The following is a 24659-nucleotide window of genomic DNA, read 5'->3' on the forward strand; positions in this document are numbered from 1 at the left end:
TTACCTTTTAATTTGGAGCAGCTTGTAAAGGGTTAGCAAGGAAATATTGTCTCAATCCCTGATGAATAGCCTCAGCCACTTTTTCTTGATAATCGTTTGATTTTAATAATTTCTCTTCTTGAACATTACTAATAAAGCCCGTTTCAACAAGAATCGAAGGAATATCTGGCGAACGTAATACACCTAAACTGGCATGTTCCGGCGTATTTTTATGGATATTACCGACTTTTTTCAGTTGTTGAATGACTTTAACTGCAACATCATAACCAACACGTTGTGAGTGCCCAAATTGTAAATCTAAAACAGCTTGGCTTAAATATGGGTCTGCATCACCTAACACATCGCCTGCACCACCTAATAATTCAGATTGTTTTTCACGCTGTTCAAGCCAATTACCTAATTCGTTATTAGCACGTCGATTTGATAACACCCACACAGACGCGCCTCGCGCACTGCTATTTGGTGCAGAATCCGCATGAATAGACACTAACATGTTGGCATTCTTTTTACGGGCGACATCAGAGCGCCCACCAACAGAGATAAAATAGTCACCATCACGCGTCATTACAGGTTTAAACATCGGGTCAGCAGCCAATTTTTGATACAGTTTCCGCGATACACTCAATGTGACATCTTTTTCACGATAACCATTTTTCCCAATCGCTCCGGGATCTTTTCCGCCATGTCCTGCATCAATTGCAATCACCACTTGTTGAGTACCTTTTGGAGCCGTTTTTGTGGGCTTAGTGATAACAGGCGGAGGATTATTGATTTTTAATGACTTCTCAGGTGCTGTAGCAACTGGGCTAATATTTTTATTTTCAGCTTGTACTGGTTTCTGAGTCGTATTTTTAAATGATGATGTGTTAGCTTTACCCGTAGAAAGATCAAAGATAAGTTGATACTGGCCTGACACCTGTTCCAGTCGTGTTTGAACCTTCGCCTCTTTTGTAAGCTCAAGCACTATTCGCTTATGGTTGCTATCCATTGGTTGGCTTTTACGCGCAACTTTAACCAAATCACCCGCAGGTAATTTAAGTGGTAATCCAATGACCTCACTATTTTGCTGGATATCAATGACAAGGCGCTCAGGTGAATGCAATGGAAAATATTTGTAGCTAGGGCGACCATCAGCAAACGTTAAGATAACTTGTGCCTGAGAAGGGCTATTATTCACTTGAATATTCGATAACGTTGCTGCAATTACCGGACGAGTAAATAACCCTAAAGCAAAAATCATCAATAGCAACAAGAAAGAGAAAATACGCTGACTTGTTATTTTTATTGGTAATGCATTCGTCATGAGCAAGATATTCCTTAAAGTGCGGGTAATGATTCTAACAACGACTCCCCATTTGCAGAAAAAGCAATAAAGTGAGCCTGACGACCTTCATTCTGATATGTCAGATGGAGCTCAAGATCTGCTTCAGGCAAAAACCCTTTACCTTGCTGGGGCCATTCCACTAAACAAATCGATTCTGGTGAAAAATAATCACGTATTCCCATAAATTCCAGCTCTTCAGGATCCGCTAGTCGATAAAGATCGAAATGAAAAACTTGCCTTTCAGGAAGATCATAAGGTTCTACTAATGTATATGTTGGACTCTTAACATGTCCTTTATGACCCAGTGCCTGTAAAAAACCGCGGCTAAATGTTGTCTTACCTGCGCCTAAGTCACCATATAGGTTGATGATCAGACCTTGCTTACAAGCTTTCGCAACTGCACGCCCTAGTGCAACAGTTTGATCTTCATTAGCAAGTTGTAAAATGCGTTCTTTCATGAGTTATGTAATCAACTTAGTCAGAATAAAAAATGGATCAGCAGTATAAATTAATTACTATAGTAACCTAAGCCAATGCATTTTTCTTAATTTAGATTATAGAAATAGTTAAAGTTATCGCATTGAATATATTATTGGAATATTCAAATCCGACAATTGTTCTTTTTGCTGATATTTAAATGTATATAAGTGACATTTATTAAACCTAAGCGTCAAATGATCTTATTCATATTTTGCGAAACAATAAATAAAAACCAACTTTTATGTACAACGTCGACGACAGACCCTAAGCATGATACAGTTTCCGCTGCAATTCTACTGGCTTAACTCATTTTTCGTAAACGCTAATGGCAATACTCCTCGATCTCGACCTTCTTGCTCAAAATATCAAACAATGGGGCCTTGAAGTTGGTTTCCAGCAAGTTGGTATTTGTGATACCGACCTTTCACTGGAAGAACCTAAGCTGCAAGCATGGTTAGATAAGCAATATCATGGTGACATGGCATGGATGGAACGCCATGGAATGATGAGAGCAAGGCCTCATGAGCTACATCCCGGCACACTGCGCGTCATCAGCGTTCGGATGAATTACTTACCTGCAAAAGCTGCATTTGCTAGCACGCTGAATAATCCCGAATTAGGCTATATTAGCCGTTACGCGTTAGGCCGTGATTATCATAAACTATTAAAGCAGCGTTTAAAAAAACTGAGTGATCGTATTTTAGAATATTGTCGTGAACATACTTGTTCAGATGAGCTTAATTTCCGCCCTTTTGTAGATTCTGCACCAATTTTAGAACGCCCCATTGCCGTTAAAGCTGGTCTAGGTTGGACAGGAAAGCATTCATTGATCTTGAATCGGGAAGCAGGATCTTGGTTTTTTCTTGGAGAGTTATTAGTTAATTTACCTCTTCCTGTTGATCAACCTATTGAGGAACAGTGTGGCCGCTGCGTTGCATGTATGACAACTTGCCCAACTGGGGCAATTGTTGAACCTTATGTAGTTGATGCTCGTCGTTGTATTTCTTATCTAACCATTGAACTAGATGGACCAATTCCTGAAGAATTTCGCCCTTTAATGGGAAATCGAATATATGGCTGTGATGATTGCCAACTGATTTGTCCATGGAATCGTTTTTCTCAGCTTACTGATGAAGAAGATTTTAGCCCTAGACGCGCGTTACATACCCCAGAACTTCTTGAACTATTTAGTTGGACAGAAGAAAAATTTCTTCGCATAACAGAAGGTTCCGCGATCCGTCGAATTGGCTATATGAAATGGTTAAGAAATATCAGCGTTGCTCTCGGGAATGCGCCTTACCAAGACGGCATTGTGGTTGCCTTACGTGAGCGGCTAGGAATGGGAGAAATGTTAGATGAACATTTTAATTGGGCAATACAGCAACAATTATATCGTCGGGAAGAAAATCAAGTGGCAATTCAAACTTCACAGCAGAAACGCCTTGTACGTGCTATATCTAAAGGTTTACCAAGAGATGCCTAAAAAAATACTCTGATATAATTTCTATTATAAAAAACCAAATCTATGTGAATAAAATAAAAATTGCTTAATTGACAATGACTAAAGAATTTGCAAGTAGCATGCCCTACATTTCGCACAAAAACAATTATTTATTTAAATCAATAAGATATGTAATTACAAATGAAAATTAATTTTTATTTAATAAAAATAAGCTGAAATAAAACCTGTGGATAACTCTGTGTAGGAAAGTGTTACAGCCACCCATAATACGGGCGGTTAATACATTGCATTGTGGATAACTTATTTACAACCAAAAACGAAATAAGCTAACTCTTTTACCCTTTTTATTAAATATAAAGTTGTAAAAAATGAGGTTCCACGCTTGAAATTAGTTGAATAGATAAAAAAGATATTTCTTATAAATTTATAACTTGAAGTGACAATATTTGAGTCACTTATTGATGCCCACTATTGGTGAGGGGTCGCTATTCTATGGCGGCAACCTTGTGAATGCAAGTAAAAAAGCAGCCAAGATCGCAAAAAGATCATCAGATCAACCACAGAGATTCACGAACATTGAAGCACTTAGACTTTCTCACAAAACAAAACTCAATAATGGATAAAATATTTATATATCGGATTTAGTATAGTCTACAAATTAAGTAGGAATTGTGATTCAAGTGAAAAAATTAACTAAAATAGAAAGGTAAGAAAATTTTGGAGCGGGAAACGAGACTCGAACTCGCGACCCCGACCTTGGCAAGGTCGTGCTCTACCAACTGAGCTATTCCCGCATTGAGAGGACTTAAACTAAAACACTAAGAAGAATTGGAGCGGGAAACGAGACTCGAACTCGCGACCCCGACCTTGGCAAGGTCGTGCTCTACCAACTGAGCTATTCCCGCAGACCGAAAATAGTGCTTTAGCTAAAACAATAAGAAAATTTGGAGCGGGAAACGAGACTCGAACTCGCGACCCCGACCTTGGCAAGGTCGTGCTCTACCAACTGAGCTATTCCCGCAATACACATCTTATTGCTTTTCGTACTAATGAAAAAACTTCATCGGTACGGGGTGCGAATTATACGAGAAATTAGACGGCAGGCAAGCCCTTTACATCAAATTTTTCATTTTTTTGTTTGTTTGACGATTAAATAAACATTATGCTTATTTAATCAACATATAAAGTAACCATCTGATTTCAATCAATTAACAACTATTACTTTCTTATTTTAGTGTTAGCTACTTAATTGAAAAACCTGTGCGATAAAGTTGACCACTTTTCAGTAGCCAACCTATTTATAACTAACTCAATTAATCCGCTTTGATAAATGTTTCGCGGTAATAAGCTAATTCAGCAATTGATTCACGAATATCATCTAAAGCCTGATGAGTACCTTGTTTAGTGAAACCTGCTAATATCTCTGGTTTCCAACGGCGCGCTAGCTCTTTTAATGTACTAACATCTAAGTAACGATAGTGAAAATATTTTTCTAATTCAGGCATGTAGCGGAATAAAAAACGGCGATCTTGCCCAACACTATTACCACAAATAGGTGAAGCACCTTTTGGTACCCACTGCTCTAAAAATTCAATAGTCGCCTGCTCTGCATCACATTCAGCAAAAGCACTATTTTTAACACGTTCAACAAGCCCACTCGCAGTGTGTGTGTTAACATTCCATTCATCCATCAAAGCCAGTTGCTCTGGTGTTTGGTGAACGGCAATCACAGGGCCTTGTGCTAAAATATTAAGTTGACTGTCTGTCACGATTGTGGCGATTTCGATTATACGGTCACGATCAGGATCGAGCCCTGTCATTTCCAAATCGATCCAAATTAAATTATTCTCATTCTTTTGCATCATATACCCTAACTTGATCCCGTGGAGTTCGTGTATGATAACCCGTTTAAGAGATCGACGCGATCCGCAAACTTAAAACAGTTTATAATATAAAGAGAGCTCAGATGGCTAAGCAAAAACTGTCAAAAGGCCAGCAGCGCCGAGTGCAAGCAAATCATCAAAAACGACTTAAAAAAACAAGCGCCGTAGAAATTGATGATAGCCAATTAGGTGAAGCACAAGAAGGCCTAGTGATCAGCCGATTCGGCCAACATGCTGATATAGAAGCCAGTGATGGAACATTGCAACGCTGTAATTTACGTCGCACGATTTCTTCCCTTGTAACAGGTGATCGTGTTGTGTGGCGGCCTGCGCTAAATACCCAAAGTGATATCAAGGTCAATGGGATTGTTGAAGCGGTTCACGAACGTCACTCAGTTCTCACCCGCCCTGATTATTATGATGGTTTGAAGCCAATTGCTGCAAATATCGACCAAATTGTGGTTGTTTCAGCCATTTTGCCTGAACTTTCGCTTAATATTATTGATCGCTATTTAGTCGCTTGTGAAACATTAGGTATCCAGCCGATTATTGTTCTCAATAAAATTGACCTACTAGATGATGAAAATCGCCAATGGGTCAGTGAATTGATGAAAATCTACAGCGATATTGGTTATAAAGTCCTCGAGGTGTCTAGCCACACAAATGAAGGAATGGAAGAACTGACAGATATTCTTGCAGGAAAAATTTCTGTTTTTGTTGGCCAATCCGGTGTAGGTAAATCCAGTTTGCTCAATGCATTATTACCTAATGAGCAAACTATTCTTGTCAATGATGTGTCAGATAACTCAGGCTTAGGTCAGCATACAACCACTACAGCAAGACTGTACCATTTCCCTCAAGGTGGTGATGTGATTGACTCTCCGGGAGTCCGTGAATTCGGTTTGTGGCATCTTTCTACGGAACAAGTGACAAAAGGTTTTGTCGAATTTAAAGAGTATCTTGGTGGCTGTAAGTTTAGAGATTGCAAACATCTTGATGATCCGGGCTGTTTAATTCGTGAAGCAACCGACCAAGGGAAAATTGCTGAATCACGTTTTGAAAATTACCATCGAATTTTAGAAAGCATGGAACAAGTGAAGCCGCGTGGAAATTTCACAGGTAAAGAGAAGTAGCCCCCTGTTTTCTTCCTTTATGGCAAGTCAATGTGTACTTAATTTTTTGAGTATTTTGCTTACTTGCCATAAAAATTTTAAGACCATAGAAACAAAATAGCCTAATTAAAAAAGCAAAGGTACAATGCGGATTACTGGCAATTTTCGACTATTTTTTTGGGCTTGCTAGAAATTGGAAAATCACTTTCATTGATTTTCTGCTAATAATTCAAATGGCTCAACACGTTGTGGTGTTCTATTTCATGAGCCATCTTTAATATTAATTATTTGCTAATTAGCCTTTACTAACTTGAGGTTCCCGTGCTGGATAAAATTAAAATACGTTTGCAATATATACTGCCAAAACAAGGATTGACGCAATTGGCGGGTTGGTTTGCTAATAAAAATGCAGGATTTATCACTCAATGGGCAATAAAGCTGTTTGCTAAAGTCTATAAAGTCGATATGAATGAAGCTCAAAAAAGCGAATTCAGTGCTTATGCAACGTTTAATGATTTTTTTGTTCGCTTATTAAAAGAAGATGCTCGTCCTGTTGTCGCAGGTAGCAACCAATTAGCCCAACCCGCTGATGGAGCGGTTAGCCAACTTGGTGCAATTGAAAACGACCAAATTTTCCAAGCAAAAGGGCATTATTATACTGTTGAAGCCTTGTTAGCTGGCAATTATCAATTAGCCGATAAATTCCGTGGTGGTGATTTTATTACGACGTATCTATCTCCTCGTGATTACCACCGTGTACACATGCCATGTGATGGTTTATTAACAGAAATGATTTATGTTCCTGGTGATTTGTTTTCTGTTAATCCATTAACAGCAGCCAATGTGCCAAATTTATTTGCGCGTAATGAGCGACTAATTTGCGTATTCAAAACCGAGTTCGGATTAATGGTACAAATTTTAGTAGGTGCAACCATTGTAGGGAGTATCGAAACAGTTTGGAGTGGCAGTGTAAATACACAACGTGAAGGCATAATCAAACGTTGGACTTATCCAGATGAACATGCTGAAGGCGCTATTTTCCTGAAGAAAGGCGAAGAAATGGGGCTGTTTAAATTAGGTTCTACTGTGATTAACCTCTTTCAACCTAATGCAATTCGCTTTAATCCGGCCCTTATTCCGGGCTATGCCACTCGAATGGGCGAGCAACTTGCTGAGTCACAGGCAGACAACGAAGTTAATCATTCTGCTGATACACAAGTTTAATAAATTCACTTGTTGATTAATTGCTTTAAGGAGCTCCTGACTGTGCGTTTGATTACCAGTTTTTTTTTCAGCCTGCTAATCGCCTTTTCAGCTATTGCAGCACCGAATACCTCGCTGAATGAGACACAGATTAAACAGGAGCTTGCTCAACTTGATGCAAGTAAGAATCCTAAAGATACCGAAATAATTCAGGCGCTCCAAGGTGCCTTGAACTGGATTGGTGAAGCCAAAGAATCGGATGCCCGAGCTAAATCTTACCAAGATGCTATTGATAATTACCCCAAGATTATCAAGGAATTAAGACAAAACCTACTCAAGGAAAGTGATGAGCCACCAGCAATTCCGAGTGATATCACGTTAGCTGAACTTGAACAAAAAATTATTCAGGTCAGCAGCCAGTTGCTTGAGCAAGGAAGAAAAACCCAACAAGAGCAAGATAAAGGGCGCGAAATCAGTGAATCTTTAGGCGCACTTCCTCAGCAATTGTCTGAGGCTCGCCGATTGCTGTCAGAAGCAACATTTCGCTATCAATCTTTGAATAGCTCTGCGACACCTTTATCAGAAGCGCAAGCAGCACTTGCTCAAGCAGAAATAGCCGCTCGCAAATCCAGTGTTAATGAGCTGGAAATGGCGCAATTATCGGCAAGTAATCGCCAAGAAATCTCGCGAATGACGTTAGATATTAATAAAAACGTTATCATCGCCTTGAATTAGAGTTACAAAAATTACGTGAGGTACAAAATACCTTACGGCAGCAAAAAGCTGTGCTTGCTTTAGAACATACTGAAATGCTCGCAGAACAAGGTGAATTAACCCCTTTCTTAAAAGAGCAAATCGACATTAACCGCAAACTTTCGCAAGAGCTGACCAACCAAGCGGCGAGAATGAGCACAATAAATGCTAATCAAGCAACAACTTCTGCCAATATCCAAGATGCACGCCAAGCCTTAACAACGATTCGTGAACAAGCACAATGGTTAGATGGTTCAAATACATTAGGGGAAGCCTTACGCACGCAATTATCGCGCTTGCCTGAAATGCCAAAAAATCAGCAAATTAATCGCGATATGGCAGACTTACGTGTTCAGCGACTCAACTATGAAGATATGCTTGATAGACTATCCAAAATGGATATCAGTGTTCAAGAAACGGAGAACGATTTAAATTCATCGCAGGCTCAAGTTTATGCTTCATTAATCAAAACACGCAAAGAATTACTTTCATCTTTAATTTCAGGTTTTGATACCGAAATGTTAGAGCTAACCAAGCTGAATGTTTCCACAAGTCAACTCACTGATGCATTAAAAGATGTTAAAGATGCTTCACACCGTTATCTATTCTGGGTCGCAGATGTTCCACCAATCAACATCCATTACCCCGTTTTATTAATTACTGATATTACCCAATTACTCTCTTTAGATACACTTTCTCAGTTAACGGGCGCATTAGAAGTAATGGTAACCACCCAAAATACATTCCTCTATCTTTTGGGTTCAGTCATTTTAGTGATTTTTAGTATCAGTACACGCAGGCATTATCAAGACTTCCTTGATCGCGCAAGCTTACGTATTGGTAAAGTCACTCAAGACCACTTTTATCTGACTATTCGCACAATTTTTTGGTCAATTATAGTCGCTCTACCGCTTCCCATGATGTGGTCAGCGATCGGCTATGGCTTACAAAGCGCGTGGCAATTCCCTATGGCTGCGGCTATTGGCTATGGTGTAAGTGCCACAACACCAGTGTTGTGGCTTTTTATGATCAGTGAAACGTTCTCTCGCCAAACGGGCTTATTTATCGCCCATTTTGGTTGGGATAAAGGTTCAGTAAAACGGGCAATGCGTTATTATCGCCTCGCCATTTTTGTCATTGTGCCGTTAATGATGTCATTGATTACGTTTGAGTATTACAGTGACAGAGAATTTGCTGCCACAATTGGCCGTTTCTGTTTTCTTCTATTATGTTTTGCCCTGAGTTTGATGACCAATAACTTGCGACGCACGCAAGTGCCACTTTACCTAGATAGGCATGGTTCAGGGGATAACCTCATCAATAAAGCGTTATGGTGGATGTTGCTCATTGCTCCTATTGCGGCAGCATTTTTCTCTTTATTGGGTTATTTCTCAACATCACAAGCATTGCTGGCGCGTTTAGAAACCTCCGTCGCTATCTGGTTTGTATTGTTAATTGTTTATCATACCATCCGTCGTTGGATGTCAATGCAGCGCCGTAAGCTCGCCTTTGAGCGGGCAAAACAGCGTCGTGCTGATATTTTGGCACAACGGGCAAAAGGGGAAGATGACACACAATTACATAACACCAGTATTGAAGGTTCCATTGACATTGAGGAGCCAGTGATTGACCTTGATGCAATTAGCGCGCAATCCGTCGGGCTTGTGCGTTCTATCCTAACCATGATTGCACTTGTTTCACTGATTTGGTTATGGTCTGAACTTCATACCGCATTCTCATTCCTAGAAAATATTCGCTTATGGGATGTCACTTCAACGATTAATGGTGTCGATACAGTCCAGCCTATTACAATGGGTTCTATCTTCATCGCAATTTTAATTATTATTGTCACGACCCAGCTTGTTCGTAACCTACCTGCTTTGCTTGAATTAGCGGTTCTTCAGCATCTCGACTTAACACCGGGCACCGGTTATGCAATCAGTACATTAACTAAATATTCTATTACCATCATTGGCACGATTGTTGGGTTCTCAATGCTGGGGATCGATTGGTCTAAGTTACAATGGCTGATTGCCGCAATGGGGGTGGGGCTTGGTTTCGGCTTACAAGAAATTTTTGCCAACATTATTTCTGGTTTGATGATTTTATTTGAAAAACCGATTCGTATTGGTGATACCGTTACAATCCGCAATCTAACAGGCAGTATTACTAAAATTAATACACGCGCCACCACATTGACGGATTGGGATAGAAAAGAAATTATTGTCCCGAATAAAGCGTTTATTACGGAGCAATTTATTAACTGGTCTTTATCTGACACTATCACGCGTATTGTCATAACAATTCCGGCACCACCTGACACTAATAGCCAGCTAGTTACCTCAATTCTTTTAGCAGCGGCAGAACGTTCACCAATGATATTGGATAATCCAAGCCCAGAAGTTTACTTAGTTGATTTACAACAAGGGATACAAATTTTTGAATTACGTGTATTCGCAGCAGAAATGGGGCATCGTTTACCTGCTCGCCATGAAATCAACCAAAACATCCTTGCCGCATTTGAAGAACAAGGGATTACATTACCATTCCCGCCATTCCAAGCTCATGTGGATATCCGCGAAAATTATATTCAAAGTGCGACAAGTAACCCTTCAGGACGTAATCCAAGTCGTAAAACGGGCGAGCTATAGATGAAGTGGCATGACTAATAATATATATTTAGTCATGCTATGAAAATTTCAGGAGAGTGAATGAAACCATTTACAGAGCCACAAGATGAATTAGCAATATCTCGGATCACGCAACTTGAGCGGATCAGCTCGATATTGATCTTCCTAATTCCTCTGGTTATTTTGCTGATATGTGGTAAATCTTTCGCGACTAAAATCCTGTATCTTTGGCAAGTTTTAAGTCTAGCCTATATTGTGGTATATCGTCTATTTACTCGCCAACTATCAACTCGATCATTACAATTGAAGATCCGCCGGGGCTGGCGATATAACCGCCTTTACCGGCTATGCTGGGTTTACTTAGTGCTCTCAATCTTGATCATGATTGGATATTGGTTTATTGCTTATTAATCTTGGTATTTTCAGATTTAATACTATCTAAAATCTAAAGTGAATGCCTTAACCCGCTTTAAAACCATAGCTACTAATATAATTGTCTGCTAATTTTTGCGCTTGCTTCAACTCGTTTTCATCCAGTTTTTCGGCTATTTTTTGCTGTAATCTATGGCTCTCTTTATTACCGCTATAAACAGCAGTTGATAGCCATGCATAAGCTTGCTGAAGGTTCTTCTTCACACCTTTACCTTCAAAGTACATGACACCTAAACGATCTTGTGATTTAGCATCATGTTGTTTTGCTGCTTTGCGGAACCAAAATACTGCTTTTTCGTTATCAACATCGACACCATTTCCAACAGAATACATCTGCCCAATGTTGAATTGAGCAATCACATTACCGCCTTGAGCTGCCTTTCTAAACCAAAATGCAGCTTTTGTGCTATCCTGCGTGACACCAAGACCTTGCGCATACATCATTGCCATATTCGTTTCAGCACGAGTATCATTTTGTTTTGCAGCTTGCTCATACCAAAGCATTGCTTTTTCATAGTCTCGTCTTACACCGAAACCGTTGACATACATGGTGCCTAGGCGAAACTGAGCATCAACATTGCCTTTATCACCTGCTTTGATAAACCACTCTGCTGCGGTTTTCGAGTCTTGAGAAACCCCATCTCCCGTAAAATAGCGTTCGCCTAAAAGAAATTGTGAGGTTGGTTCACCATTATGTGCTGCTTCTGTCACTTGCTCAATTGTTTGCTGAGATGTGCTTGATGTTGTAGGCACTGCCAATAATAAAGAGCTATAACAAACAGAACCAAGCAATAGTGCCAATGCAATTTTTTTCATCCTAAAAAACCCTCAACAATACAGCATTCCAACCGAAAAATAGTGTGATGAACTACTTTTAACTTATCATCTATAACCAGTTAATCCAGACCTAATTTAGACTTTCTTACAGTTTAATTTCACTTGGTATCATAAAGAATAGGAAAAATAGTGTTATTCGCCTTTATCGCACTTTTTTACCTTCGCATATCGATAATAAAAATAAAGGCTGGGAAGGAGAACCTAACCAGCCTTAACATTGCATAGAACAGCTAATATTATTTATTGATATAGTATTTTCTCAAATAGTGAGCAACGGCATCATCTGCATTTGAACCAATTACTTCTAATTGTGGTAATTCATCTTTCAACATTTGATGTGCATTTTCCATAATGCACCCTTTACCAGAAATAGTGAGCATCTCTTTATCATTCATACCATCACCAAATGCGATGCAATGATGAGGCTGATAACCTTGTAGGGCTGCAACTTGTTGTAATGCATCCCCTTTAGAAACTACGCCCGCCATGACCTCAAGGCAACTACGCAATGAAAATGTGACATTGACTCTGTCTTGCCAACGCTGACGAATACGATTTTGTAAGTCAACTAACACGTCATGATTTTCACTGGTGAAATAGACTTTACAAACATCTGAAGTATCAAAATCATGACGATCAAATAAGGTGTACTGGAAAACAGATTCTTTAAAAAACGCTTTTTGCTCAGGGCTTTCTCTATTAATAAACCAATCATCACCACCATAATAATTGGTCACAATATCAGGATGCTCAAATTCCATTAAACACAGTTCATGTGCAATATCAGCATCAACATTATGCTTAAAAATTAACTCGCCAGAGGTATTGTGTACACGAGCGCCATTAGAAGTGATCATATAAGCATTAATGCCTAAGCCATCTCTTATTTGAGCAACATCAATATGATGGCGACCTGTTGCAAACACAAAATGAACATCTTGTGTTTCCACCAGCTGCTTTAAAGTTTCCTTAGTGAAAGACGTTAAATCATGATTAGGGGATAAAAGCGTACCGTCCAAATCAGAAGCAACAACAGGATATTTCATAAATAATTCCTAACTAATACTTCGCAAAAAAATCACAAATTGCATTTAGAGCCATTGCTCTTAGTGCATCCACTTCAAACAGGATTTCGTGGTGTGCCCCTTCAATAATGAGAGGTAATTTTTCTTCTCTTCCTGTTTGCGCTTTTTGCCTATTTTGACAAAAAGCTTGTAGCTCTCGGTTGCTGACCACTTTTTCTTCACTGGCTTCTAGCAGTATTAGTGGTACATCAATATCTCCCGCTTTTTCAATTAATTCATTGCCTATTGAAAAACTTTCTCGTAACCAATGGTAAGTTGGCCCACCAAGACGTAATTCAGGATAATCAGCGTAATAGCGCAAATAGCGGCGATAACGCTCCTGACTATGTGTCAGCACATTAATAAGGTAAGGCAAAGGCTGCCATTTTCCTGTTGAGACAGCATAATCATTTCGCACACTTTGCCGTGATTCTGCTCTTTCAACAATAAAACCTGCAAGCCAACGAGGCATCGGTAAGTTAATCCCAAACATCGGCGCGCAAAGTGCTGCTGCATCAAAGGTTATTTTATCGCGCAATAAATATCCACTAAGAATAGCGCCGCCCATAGAGTGCGCTAATGCATAGCATTTGGGATAATGCCGATAACGCACTTCAAGCTCAATAAACTTGGCAAAATCGTCAATATAATCCGTAAATTTTTCAACATGACCTTTTTGCGGATCACTGAGCATACGCCCTGACCGCCCTTGTCCGCGATGGTCAATAATAAAGACATCGAAGCCAAGATGATAGAAGTCATAAGCGACTTCTGGATATTTAACGTAGCTTTCGCTACGGCCAGGTGAGATGACAATGGCTTTATGGTGACGAGAATTAATAAAACGCACATAGCGGATAGGAATATCATCAACACCTAAAAATTCATCTTCTTCGCGTAATTGCCAAAAGTCTAAAAGTGGCCCATTCGTAAATGCAGAAAATTGTGTCTCGCGATTTAGCCAGCTCTCTTTTAGCCTTTTAGGTGTCATGCGATTTAACCTCTCATCATTCATAGCCTTCAATATGATCTTGGATTAAAGCCATGAAAGCTTCTCCAAAACGTTCGAGCTTTTTCTCCCCAACACCATTAATTAATAATAATTCTGATGATGATGTTGGACAGTGCTCTGCCATTTCAATGAGTGTCGCATCATTAAAAACAACAAAGGGTGGAATATTATCTTCATCTGCAATGGATTTTCGCAGCTTCCGTAATTTAGCAAAGAGCTTCTTATCATAATTGCCATGATAAATTTTGTTTTGTTGATTACGGCTTTTTGTGACTAAAACACGAGGAACAGCAAGTTGGAGTGACGTCTCACCACGTAAAACAGGCCTTGCCGCTTCTGTTAATTGTAATGCTGAAAAATGCGTAATATTTTGAACAATCATGCCTAAATGAATTAATTGCCGCAACACACTGACCCAATGTTCATTGGAATGCTCTTTACCAATACCATAAACGGGAAGTTTGTCGTGCCCTAGATCGCGTATTCTTTGGTTATTAGCGCCGCGTAGTACTTCAACAATATAACCTATACCAAATCGCTGCCCGACTCGGTAAATACATGACAATGCTTTTTGCGCATCAACTAATCCATCATATTGTTTAGGTGGATCTAAACAAATATCACAGTTACCACAAGGCGTTTGTCGGTTTTCACCAAAATAATTGAGTAAGACTAAACGACGGCATGTTTGCGCCTCAGCAAACGCTGCAATGGCATTTAATTTATGCCGTTCAATATCCTGATGCATGCCAGCCGGTTTTTCTTCAAGACAACGGCGTAGCCATGCCATATCAGCCGGATCATAAAATAGAATGGCTTCGGCTTCGACACCATCTCGTCCTGCACGTCCGGTTTCTTGGTAATAAGCTTCGATATTTCGCGGTATATCAAAATGGGCAACAAAACGGACATTCGATTTATTAATGCCCATACCAAATGCCACAGTTGCAACAACAATTTGAATATTGTCTTTCAAAAAGGCATCTTGTACCCATTCACGCTGCTGATTATCTAAGCCTGCATGATAAGCTTCCACCGTCAGCCCGCGTTTTTTCAAACGTTCTGCCGTTTCTTCCACTTTATTGCGACTATTACAATAAACAATTCCGGCTTTACCTTTTTGCGCTTTGATAAAGAACCATAATTGATCTAATGGCTTATATTTTTCTACCAAGGTATAACGAATATTTGGTCTATCAAAGCTGCTGATTTGTATTAGTGGATCTTGTAAATCTAGACGGCGAATAATATCCGCGCGTGTGGTTTCATCTGCTGTTGCCGTTAATGCCATAACTGGCACATCTGGAAAGTGCTGTCTTAACTGACCCATACCGCGATATTCGGGGCGAAAATCATGTCCCCATTGCGAAATACAATGCGCTTCATCGACAGCAAATAGTGCAACATTCCAGTTAGACAAATGGCTGAGAAAATAGTCAGTGAGCAGCCTTTCGGGTGCGACATACAGCAATTTTATCTTACCTTGAGAACACGCATCCATCACTTCGCGTTGTTCAAGTGCTGTTTGTGATGAATTCAAACATGCCGCATTCACACCATGAAGTTGCAGCTGATCGACCTGATCTTTCATCAGTGAAATAAGAGGAGAAACAACCAATGTGATCCCATCTTTAACTAAAGCTGGCACCTGATAACAAAGAGATTTTCCACCCCCAGTCGGCATCAAGACCAAACAATCGCGATTATCAAGAATAGCGCGAATAACCGCTTCTTGACCGGGACGAAAAGATTGATAGCCAAAGGTACTGTTTAAAATACTTTCGGCGAGTGATAATTGGGAGATCACTTCAGCGGTCGACACATGAATCCTCAAGTTACAAACTGATGGCGGCTCAAATGCGCCGCTAATATTGGGTCAAAAGTGCTAGGTACCTTCCAACTCAGCCTAAATGACAAGTAATCTAGAAAGTGAATGTATGCTAGCAAATAAGTTCTGATGACTAAAGCATATCGTTCAACATCACACCAATACCAAACCGAGTTTGTCGATAATCATAATCAATCATTGATTCGCCATAGCCACTAAATAATTGGGTATATAATCTAACATGCTTAGTAATTGGATAGCTCCAGCCTAATTCCGCAGCGCCATAGCCACTATTCCAATTATATCGAGCCGTTGTAGAGATAACGCTATCACCTAATGCATAACCGACTTTTAAACGGTAGTAGCCCATATATTTCGTGATATTCCGGTTGTCATCGCTGCTGGCGCTTTCATGAATACGATACCAAGGTTTCAAATCCACTTGCCAATTTCCATTTTGCGCCATTGCACGCGCATAAATGCGGTTCCAGCTACGTGAGGTTGGGTCAGAACGTCCATTTGATTCATGGTTAAAACCCGTTTCAATATCACGTAATGTCCAGCCAGCAAATTGGTAATCTGTCGCCCAACCTATAAATACCTGAGGTTCATAATTTGTTTCACGAAACGGGGCTGACTCTTTTTTATTACTTAATTGCCACCATGAACGCTGAGTATAAGACGCGGCTAAGAGTGAATTATCACCTGCAATTCCTCGCCATAATGGGAAAGCAAGACTAAGTTGAAATTTGACTTCGTCACGCAGTGCGTCTTTACCCCAATCATAGCTTTTAATCGCCTCTTTATTGATAGACGAACTATAAGTATAAATAATGTAGTTTGATTCATAAGGATAAAGTACAAAAGGATTATCATAGTTTTGTAATAAACCCGAAATAATACTGCCTCGAACTGGCTTTATATCTTTTACATCAGACTCTGTTGATGTATCTAGGTTCGTTTCTGCAAAAATCGAAATAGACCAAAAACAAAGCACTACACTGAGTAGTGTATTAAGAGCGCGCATTCTGTTATTCCTATTTTGAATATATCCAACTATTGTGTCTTATTTTACACATAAAATCCGATAGCTGCTGAAAGATTATTCATTCGTTTGTTAGAGACAAAAATAATACATAATGATAGCTTATCATTTACTTATTAAAAAAAGGATGTGCAAGATGAATGAACATACTTATTCTTTTGAAGAAGCAAGTAAATTTATGAGCGATGCATTTATCTATAAAATGCCATTTAATCATCTTTTAGGAATCGAGCTTGCTCATATAAGTGATGATTTTGTCCAGCTTACACTGCGTAATCGTCCTGAACTTATTGGTAATTTTACTCAAAACATTCTTCATGGTGGCGCAATTGCATCAATATTAGATGTAGCAGGAGGAATGGTTTGTATTAACCGTTTATTACAACGAATTACATCACTCACACGCGAAAATATTATTAATAGAATGTCTAAAATGGGCACCATTGATCTACGTGTAGATTATTTACGCCCAGGCAGAGGAGAAATATTTACCGCCAGTGCGAGCATATTGCGTGATGGTAATAAAATTGCGGTCACTCGCAGTGAATTACATAATGAGCTTAATCAACATATTGCAACAGCGACAGCAACTTATCTTATTGGATAAAAGCATAACATAAAAAAATAGTTGCCATGTGAACTAATTACTTGTAAAAAAACGCGAGCAATGTCACATTAGCTGAGTCATAAATCGAACCGGTTTTTTCTCCGGTCAACTATCTCAACCAACTGTTTTTTAGCTTTTAATCCATATATTCAGAGCCAATCATGAGCCAGCAAAATACAATCAAGGGCGTTTTATGTGCCTTGGGCGCCTATTTGATTTGGGGTATCGCGCCTATTTATTTTAAAACCATCAAAGAGGTGCCAGCAGAAGAGATCCTGACTCATCGTATTATTTGGTCATTTTTCTTTATGCTTATTCTATTAACGGTAACACGACACTGGAGCTATATGCGCCAAGTGTTAAAACAACCCAAAAAAATACTAATATTAGGTGTTACTGCAATTACCATCGCCTGTAACTGGTTAATTTATATTTGGGCCGTTAATAATGGATATATGCTACAAGCAAGTTTAGGTTATTTTATTAACCCGCTTGTTAACGTGCTATTTGGGATGCTATTTCTACAAGAGCGCTTTCGCCGTATGCAATGGGTTGCCGTTGCTCTCGCTTTAACAGGTGTGCTCATTCAGCTTTGGCAATTTGGTTCAGTTCCAGTGATTGGATTAAGTTTAGCGGTAACTTTTGCAACTTACGGTCTATTACGTAAAAAACTGGGGGTTGATGCGCAAATTGGTATGACTTTCGAAACTATGTGGCTACTTCCTGTAGGGGCGATCTTCTTACTCTTTTTTGCAGATAGTCCGACAAGCAATATGGCGATGAATGATTGGCATTTGAATATCTTATTAATTCTTGCTGGTGTCATCACAACCATTCCATTATTACTTTTTACGGAAGCAGCGAATCATCTACGTTTATCAACATTAGGCTTTTTCCAATATTTAGGGCCAACAATCATGTTCCTACTTGCTGTATTTGTTTATGGTGAACAAATAACAGCAGAGCTATTGGTAACCTTTGGATTTATTTGGGTTGCATTAATTTTATTTACGTTGGATGCTCTTTATACACAGCGTAGGCTAAGAAAATAAATTTATTAACGCCATTTAGTCTATAATACAAAAACACTGATGCCTAATCGTCATAATGATGATTAGCTCAGTGTTTCATTTTATGGAACTTTAAATATTAATTTATTTTAAGAATAGAATTCAATGAGTACTTCGTAAATTAAAAAGTCCAGCTTATAAATTAAATTTATTCTGGATAGTGCTATTATTAATAATCATTATTTTTATTAATTCATAAAACAAAAACCCGCATAAATACATATTTAATATATTAAAATCATAAAGTTAAGGGAAATTAAAACTAATTCCTCTGTTTCAAATGTCGACAATAACTTATCTTATCTAAAATGCTATTTTTCTTTATTTATATTTAATAATAACCAATTGAAATTTAATACATATATTTTACAAATACATATTGTAATTAAATCGTAAAATACAATAACAATATAAAATATATCGAATATAGAAATAAATTATTGCGCAAACGAAACATCATCACTATATTGTACGCCCCTGTATTCACCCCAGCGGATGGTGATGGTCCGATTCATCACTGACGTTTCATTAAAGTGCGCACGATGACATGTGATTTCATGTCCTGGTGCGAGGTTTTCTGAAATTGGATGCAAGGTTGTTTTAAAAATGAAATGTAAGACCGACTCCAAATAATTTAAGTTGCTTTAAGCAGCCAAATAAATGATTTGGAACGTATCAAGATATGTAGGGCTATAACTTTAGTTATAAAACTGCATTTTAGGTTCGCTCCGCCTGTGTATTCAGAAAGAGTTGATGGTTGTTAAGGGCTTTTGGGAAGGGCTTAGAAATGCAACAAAATACCGTTCAAATGAAACGTGTACTGACCACACCTGCCTTAGTCTTTTTCGGGTTGGCATACATGGTACCACTCGGAATTTTCACCACCTATGGTCAAGTGACCGTATTAAGCGAAGGCCATTTGCCGCTCGCTTATCTGATTACATTGGCTGCTGTATTATTTACCGCCATGAGTTATTGCCGTATGACAAGTGCACTTCCGCTTGCAGGATCTGCCTATTCTTATGTGCAAAAAACTTTTGGGGGCACGCTTGGTTTCTTAGTCGGCTGGGCACAGCTACTGGATTACCTATTTCTACCTATTATCAATTACATTGCTATTGGGATCTTCGTCCATGAAGCTTTCTCTCAAATCCCTGCATTAGCGGGTATTCCAATGTATGCGATTATTTGTACAACTATTGCGATTGTTAGCCTGATGAATGTTCTGGGAATTAAATTAGTTTCCTCAATGAACATGCTAATTATTGCGATGCAAATTGTGTTTATCGCCGTATTTTTATACCTCAGCTTCGCGACACAATTTGTTTTTGATGTGGAAGCACTGTTAAAGCCAATTACATTAGCATCTGACCAAGTTCCCGGATTATTTGCTGGGGCTGCTGTGCTATGTTTAGCTTTCTTGGGCTTTGATGCAATTTCAACAATGGCAGAAGAGACTAAAGATGCTCGTCGAGCATTACCAAAAGCTATCATTTATACCGTATTTATTGCGGGTACGCTTTTTGTCATTATCTCTTACACTGCACATATTGTTTACCCTATGTGGCACGACTTTATCCCTAACACGGATACCGCTAGCTTGGCAGTAATGAAAAAAGTTGGTGGCTCAATGATGGCATCAAGCTTTATTACAGCCTATGTCATTGGTGTATTTGCTTCTGCAATGACATCTCAAGCCAGTATTGTACGAATTTTCTATGCAATGGGCCGTGATGGCGTGTTACCTCGCTCAATCTTTGCCCATTTACATCCACGATTGAACACACCAGTCTATTCAATCTTATTTGTTGCTATCGCTTCACTTTTGTCCTTAGTTTTATCATTAAGTATGGTTGCATCAATGATAAGTTTCGGGGCATTAATTGCTTTCACTTTCGTGAATTTATCCGTTATTAAGCATTTTTATATTGATAACAAAGAAGCCACTAGCAAGAAAAAATTAATCACTTGCCTGATTATGCCATCAATTGGTGTCATACTGACGCTATGGCTTTGGACAAGTTTAGATAAAGAAGCTTTCACTGTTGGCTTATGCTGGCTAGCGGCGGGTGCACTCTATCTCACATTATTGACCCAAGGTTTTAAACGTCGTCCACCTGCGATTTCAGACGATGAAACCAATATGATCATTAACTAAAAATAGATTAATTAGAAATGAATAATAAAGTTGCTGATGTCATTTATTTCAATGGCTATATCTACACCGCTGATGAACACAATAGCGTTGTCGATGCTATTGCAGTACAAGATGGCTATATTATTGCCAGTGGTACTTCTGATGAATTACACCAATATGTTGGGCCAGAAACTGAAAGTATCGATTTAGAAGGTAGAATGATGATGCCGGGCATCATTGATGGCCATATGCATCCATTTTGGGGTGGCATTCAACTATTTGGTTGTCATCTCAACTATGAATCATTAACGATTGAGCAAATTCTTCAACGCGTCCAAGATCATTTAGATAAAGACCCACGCACCGGAGAAAATGATTGGCTTAAAGTAACAGCTTGGTTGCGTCAAGGCATGTTGCCAGCTGGTGTGGATATGTATCGCGAAGATATGGATAAATTGAAGACCAATCGCCCTGTGGTTCTGTTTTCAAATGATTGCCATACTTTGTTAGCCAATAGCCGCGCATTAGAACTTTTTGGCATCACCAAAGAAACGCCTGAGCCACCTGATGGTAAAATTGGCAAACATGCTAATGGCGAATTAAATGGGATCTTAGAAGATGCGCCCGCAATGCGTGCAGCGGATAGCATTCCATCAATTCGTGATGAGCAAGCCATTGAAGTTGCTGAACTCGTTCAAAAAGTCTTGAACCAGCAAGGTGTGACAACGGTGATGGATGCCCGTGTTTCGGAGCAACAATTAACTGCGTTTGCTGATTTACAAAAACGTGGTGATTTGACTATTCGCTTCCAAGCAGCGCGTGAAATCACACCGGATGAAACACCCAATGTGGCTGCTGTTGCTGCTGCTGTTGATAAAGCGGTTGCCTTTGCAAAAAACTGGCACCAAGCAGATTGGACGCCAGCACCTGGCATTGGTTTACATACTATCAAAATGTTTGTTGATGGTGTGATGCAATATCCAACAATGACGGCTTCACTTTTGCAACCATATCGAATCAATCAAGGTACAGATAATGCACCAAATTGGGTAGAGACTGATAATTACGGCGATCTCTACTTTACCGCTGAAATCCTTGATGAGCTGATGGAAAAAATTGCAGCAGCAGGTTATGACCCGCATTTGCATACCGTTGGTGAAGGCGCTGTTTCGATTGTGCTAGATGCTATTGAAAAAATGCGTGTAACACACCCAGAAAAAGATATTCGCCCGGGGCTTGCGCATAATGAATTGGTACACCCAAAAGATTATGAGCGATTTGCTCGATTAAAAACAATCGCTTGTTTATCTTTCCAATGGGCTGCACCAACACCAGAACTTGCTGACTTTGAAAAAAATATGTTAGGCGAGGAGCGTTTTGCTAACTTAGAACCTATTGCTAAATTTATTGATGCTGGTGCTGTCGTTGCCTTTGGTAGTGACTGGCCAATTGATGATTTTGACGAATGGTATGACTTAAAAGTTGCAGCAACGCGCCGTGGCCGTAATATCAACGGGAAATTAGCACCTCGTTTAGATAATGACCGCGATCTAACGGTAACGGAAGTTCTTCGTTCAGCAACGATTGATTCCGCATTTGCTCAACACCGTGAAGAGGTTATTGGCTCACTCGAAGTAGGTAAATTTGCTGACATGATTGTGCTTGATCGCAATGTGTTTGAGATCCCTGCTGATGACATTGAGAATGTGAAAGTGCTGCGTACCATTATTGGCGGCAAAACAGTTCATATTGCTTAAACCTATCTCTATTCGAGCCATAGCCCATTGTGTTATGGCTCGAAATATCAATTCGCTGCATTAAATCCCATTTAAATAAATAGCTTGCAATGGTTAGGTTGCCCCGCTATCATTTGCACGTTTTTTATTCCACTCAAATCCAGCAAGGAGGTACATCATGACAATAACTAATCAAACTCTTTGCGGGCGCACTCAGAAATAGTCTAGCTATCTCTCCAATTTCAGCCCGCTAAATCACCTTATTTTTCCATTAAAATGAGTTAATGACTTATGGGCAATTCTATTCGTCCTGTCAGCGAAAACGTCAGTTATATCGCGACAGACAACACATGGATTGAAAGTAAAGCAATCCAACAATTACAAACAACTGCAAACTTACCGAATATGGTGTCTGTTGTGGGCATGCCAGATTTACATCCTGGTAGAGGGTATCCAATTGGTGCTGCCTTTTTCTCTACACAACATTTTTACCCCGCACTTGTGGGTAATGATATTGGCTGTGGTATGAGCTTATTTCAAACAGATATTAATGTAAGAAAGTTAAGCTTAGATAAATTTGAAAAACAGCTCCTAACGTTATCAGATATAGCATCCTATGAATGGCTTAATGAATATGTTCCTGAAAATATGCAGGAGCATGAATTTGTCACTTCATTAAGTTCTATCGGCGGTGGCAATCACTTTGCTGAATTTCAATCCATTGATAAAATTATTGATAATGAGCTTTTCAGCAAAAGTGGTTTAGATAAAAAAAATGCACTTTTGCTCGTTCATAGTGGTTCCCGTGGGTTAGGACAATCCATATTACAACGACATATTGAACAACATGGTCATAATGGCCTTGATTCAAATTCACTAGATGCGATGTCTTATCTAAATGCTCATCAAGACGCCTTGCACTTTGCAGAGCTAAATCGTCAACTGATTAGCCTGCGGATGTTGCAACATGTTCATGCACTAGGTGAAATGAAACTTGATATTAACCATAACCTTGTCGAAGCTTATACTTTCAAAGGTATTGATGGTTGGTTACATCGCAAAGGTGCAACACCTGCTGATAGAGGAATGGTTATTATTCCAGGGTCGCGTGGTGACTACAGCTATTTAGTTGCCCCACAAGCAAGCGATAAAAGTTTACATTCACTTGCTCATGGTGCCGGAAGGAAATGGATGAGAACAGAATGTAAAGGACGGCTTTCTCATCGATACACACCATTACAGCTAGCGCGTACCAACTTGGGAAGTCGGGTCATTTGTGCAAACAAACAATTAATTTATGAAGAAGCGCCTCAATCTTATAAATCAATTGAAACCGTTATCGAAAGTATGAAGAATGCCGAACTTATCAACGTTATTGCGCGTTTGAAGCCAATTCTAACCTATAAAACAAGTGGGGAATTTGCTTAATGTTATTACAATTTTCTTCTGCGCAAGGCCCTGAAGAGTGCTGTATTGCTGTCAAAAAAGCACTTGCTCACTTTCTTGATGAGGCTAAGAAACATGATGTCACTATTGATTTACTTGAATCAGTTCCTTCGACACATGGTTTAAAATCAGCGTTAATTTCGCTTGAAGGTGCACAAGCTGATATTCTCGCTCGAGCTTGGTCAGGCACTTTACAGTGGCAGTCTCAAAGCCCAATTAGACCTCAACATAAACGCAAAAATTGGTTTTTAAGTGTTACACATTTTACTCCTAACGAGACACCAGAAGACAATGAGATTAAGTTTGAATTTATAAAATCTCAAGGACCTGGTGGACAACATGTAAACAAAACATGTTCAGCAGTTAGAGCAACACATGTTGCGACGGGTATTAGTGTCAAAGTACAGTCAGAGCGAAGTCAGCATGCGAATAAAAAACTCGCTAAACAGCTTATTTTTTGGCATTTAAATGAATATCAAATGCAGCAAGCTCATGCTTTAGATAAACAACTGCACAATGCCCACAATCAAATTGAGCGTGGTAACGCAATAAAAATTTTCTCAGGAAAGGAATTTAAACGGATAGTTTGATATGAAAC

Annotated in this window: 18 protein-coding genes, 3 tRNA genes and 1 pseudogene; 11 read left to right on the plus strand and 11 right to left on the minus strand. The window is 39.3% G+C overall.

Annotated elements, in window-relative coordinates; translation table 11 throughout:
* Positions 1–7 precede the first annotated feature (7 nt).
* Positions 8–1303 (minus strand): N-acetylmuramoyl-L-alanine amidase AmiB, encoded by a 1296-nt coding sequence (gene amiB, locus OO7_RS00595; RefSeq protein ID WP_008914026.1) that lies wholly within the window; start codon positions 1301–1303, stop codon positions 8–10.
* Between the two features lie 14 nt (positions 1304–1317).
* Positions 1318–1782: a tRNA (adenosine(37)-N6)-threonylcarbamoyltransferase complex ATPase subunit type 1 TsaE gene (tsaE, locus tag OO7_RS00600; RefSeq protein ID WP_008914027.1), complete on the minus strand. Its 465-nt coding sequence runs from the start codon at positions 1780–1782 to the stop codon at positions 1318–1320.
* Between the two features lie 347 nt (positions 1783–2129).
* On the opposite strand from tsaE, the gene queG reads away from it, so the two are divergent.
* Positions 2130–3287 (plus strand): tRNA epoxyqueuosine(34) reductase QueG, encoded by a 1158-nt coding sequence (gene queG, locus OO7_RS00605; RefSeq protein WP_008914028.1) that lies wholly within the window; start codon positions 2130–2132, stop codon positions 3285–3287.
* Positions 3288–3984: 697 nt separating this feature from the next.
* Here queG and OO7_RS00610 read toward each other — a convergent pair.
* The 4 genes from OO7_RS00610 to orn all read right to left on the minus strand — a co-directional run bounded on the left by OO7_RS00610 (position 3985) and on the right by orn (position 5128).
* Positions 3985–4060: transfer RNA gene (locus OO7_RS00610), tRNA-Gly, on the minus strand.
* A 35-nt stretch (positions 4061–4095) separates the two neighbouring features.
* Positions 4096–4171 (minus strand) — tRNA-Gly (locus tag OO7_RS00615).
* Between the two features lie 40 nt (positions 4172–4211).
* A tRNA-Gly gene (locus tag OO7_RS00620) sits at positions 4212–4287 on the minus strand.
* A gap of 292 nt (positions 4288–4579) precedes the next feature.
* Positions 4580–5128 (minus strand): oligoribonuclease, encoded by a 549-nt coding sequence (gene orn / locus OO7_RS00625; protein ID WP_008914029.1) that lies wholly within the window; start codon positions 5126–5128, stop codon positions 4580–4582.
* A 104-nt stretch (positions 5129–5232) separates the two neighbouring features.
* On the opposite strand from orn, the gene rsgA reads away from it, so the two are divergent.
* The 4 genes and pseudogenes from rsgA to OO7_RS00645 all read left to right on the plus strand — a co-directional run bounded on the left by rsgA (position 5233) and on the right by OO7_RS00645 (position 11258).
* Entirely contained in the window at positions 5233–6282 is a 1050-nt protein-coding gene (rsgA, locus tag OO7_RS00630) for a small ribosomal subunit biogenesis GTPase RsgA (protein WP_008914030.1), read from the plus strand.
* A 300-nt stretch (positions 6283–6582) separates the two neighbouring features.
* On the plus strand, positions 6583–7485 hold the full coding sequence (gene asd / locus OO7_RS00635; protein ID WP_008914031.1) for an archaetidylserine decarboxylase: 903 nt from the start codon (positions 6583–6585) through the stop codon (positions 7483–7485).
* 42 nt (positions 7486–7527) lie between these two features.
* Positions 7528–10868: pseudogene (mscM, locus tag OO7_RS00640) on the plus strand (miniconductance mechanosensitive channel MscM).
* Positions 10869–10928: 60 nt separating this feature from the next.
* Positions 10929–11258: a hypothetical protein gene (locus OO7_RS00645; protein WP_008914032.1), complete on the plus strand. Its 330-nt coding sequence runs from the start codon at positions 10929–10931 to the stop codon at positions 11256–11258.
* Between the two features lie 48 nt (positions 11259–11306).
* Here OO7_RS00645 and OO7_RS00650 read toward each other — a convergent pair whose 3' ends face one another.
* The 5 genes from OO7_RS00650 to pldA form a co-directional block, all read right to left on the minus strand.
* Entirely contained in the window at positions 11307–12095 is a 789-nt protein-coding gene (locus tag OO7_RS00650; RefSeq protein WP_008914033.1) for a tetratricopeptide repeat protein, read from the minus strand.
* 257 nt (positions 12096–12352) lie between these two features.
* The gene (gene yigL / locus OO7_RS00655) at positions 12353–13162 is read right to left on the minus strand and encodes a sugar/pyridoxal phosphate phosphatase YigL (RefSeq protein WP_008914034.1); all 810 of its coding nucleotides are present in this window, start codon (positions 13160–13162) and stop codon (positions 12353–12355) included.
* Between the two features lie 13 nt (positions 13163–13175).
* Positions 13176–14171, minus strand: coding sequence for a lysophospholipase L2 (gene pldB, locus OO7_RS00660; RefSeq protein WP_008914035.1), 996 nt, complete (start codon positions 14169–14171; stop codon positions 13176–13178).
* Positions 14172–14187: 16 nt separating this feature from the next.
* Positions 14188–16014 carry an ATP-dependent DNA helicase RecQ gene (recQ, locus tag OO7_RS00665; RefSeq protein WP_008914036.1) on the minus strand — a complete coding sequence of 609 codons (1827 nt, stop codon included), beginning with the start codon at positions 16012–16014 and terminating at the stop codon, positions 14188–14190.
* 139 nt (positions 16015–16153) lie between these two features.
* A complete protein-coding gene (gene pldA, locus OO7_RS00670; protein ID WP_008914037.1) occupies positions 16154–17047 on the minus strand; it encodes a phospholipase A in 894 nt (297 codons plus the stop codon).
* Positions 17048–17201: 154 nt separating this feature from the next.
* Between pldA and OO7_RS00675 the strand changes: the two genes are divergently transcribed.
* The 6 genes from OO7_RS00675 to prfH all read left to right on the plus strand — a co-directional run bounded on the left by OO7_RS00675 (position 17202) and on the right by prfH (position 24651).
* Positions 17202–17672, plus strand: a complete 471-nt coding sequence (locus tag OO7_RS00675) for a thioesterase family protein (RefSeq protein WP_008914038.1) — start codon at positions 17202–17204, stop codon at positions 17670–17672.
* Between the two features lie 161 nt (positions 17673–17833).
* Positions 17834–18724, plus strand: coding sequence for an EamA family transporter RarD (gene rarD / locus OO7_RS00680; RefSeq protein ID WP_008914039.1), 891 nt, complete (start codon positions 17834–17836; stop codon positions 18722–18724).
* Between the two features lie 805 nt (positions 18725–19529).
* On the plus strand, positions 19530–20900 hold the full coding sequence (locus OO7_RS00685) for an APC family permease (RefSeq protein WP_008914040.1): 1371 nt from the start codon (positions 19530–19532) through the stop codon (positions 20898–20900).
* A gap of 17 nt (positions 20901–20917) precedes the next feature.
* Positions 20918–22636, plus strand: a complete 1719-nt coding sequence (locus OO7_RS00690) for an amidohydrolase (protein WP_008914041.1) — start codon at positions 20918–20920, stop codon at positions 22634–22636.
* A 270-nt stretch (positions 22637–22906) separates the two neighbouring features.
* Entirely contained in the window at positions 22907–24043 is a 1137-nt protein-coding gene (locus OO7_RS00695) for an RNA ligase RtcB family protein (RefSeq protein ID WP_008914042.1), read from the plus strand.
* The gene (gene prfH, locus OO7_RS00700; RefSeq protein WP_008914043.1) at positions 24043–24651 is read left to right on the plus strand and encodes a peptide chain release factor H; all 609 of its coding nucleotides are present in this window, start codon (positions 24043–24045) and stop codon (positions 24649–24651) included. Before OO7_RS00695 ends, prfH begins: the two co-directional genes overlap by 1 nt.
* Positions 24652–24659: the final 8 nt, after the last annotated feature.

This window comes from Providencia sneebia DSM 19967 (assembly GCF_000314895.2).
Classification (GTDB): Bacteria; Pseudomonadota; Gammaproteobacteria; order Enterobacterales; family Enterobacteriaceae; genus Providencia; species Providencia sneebia.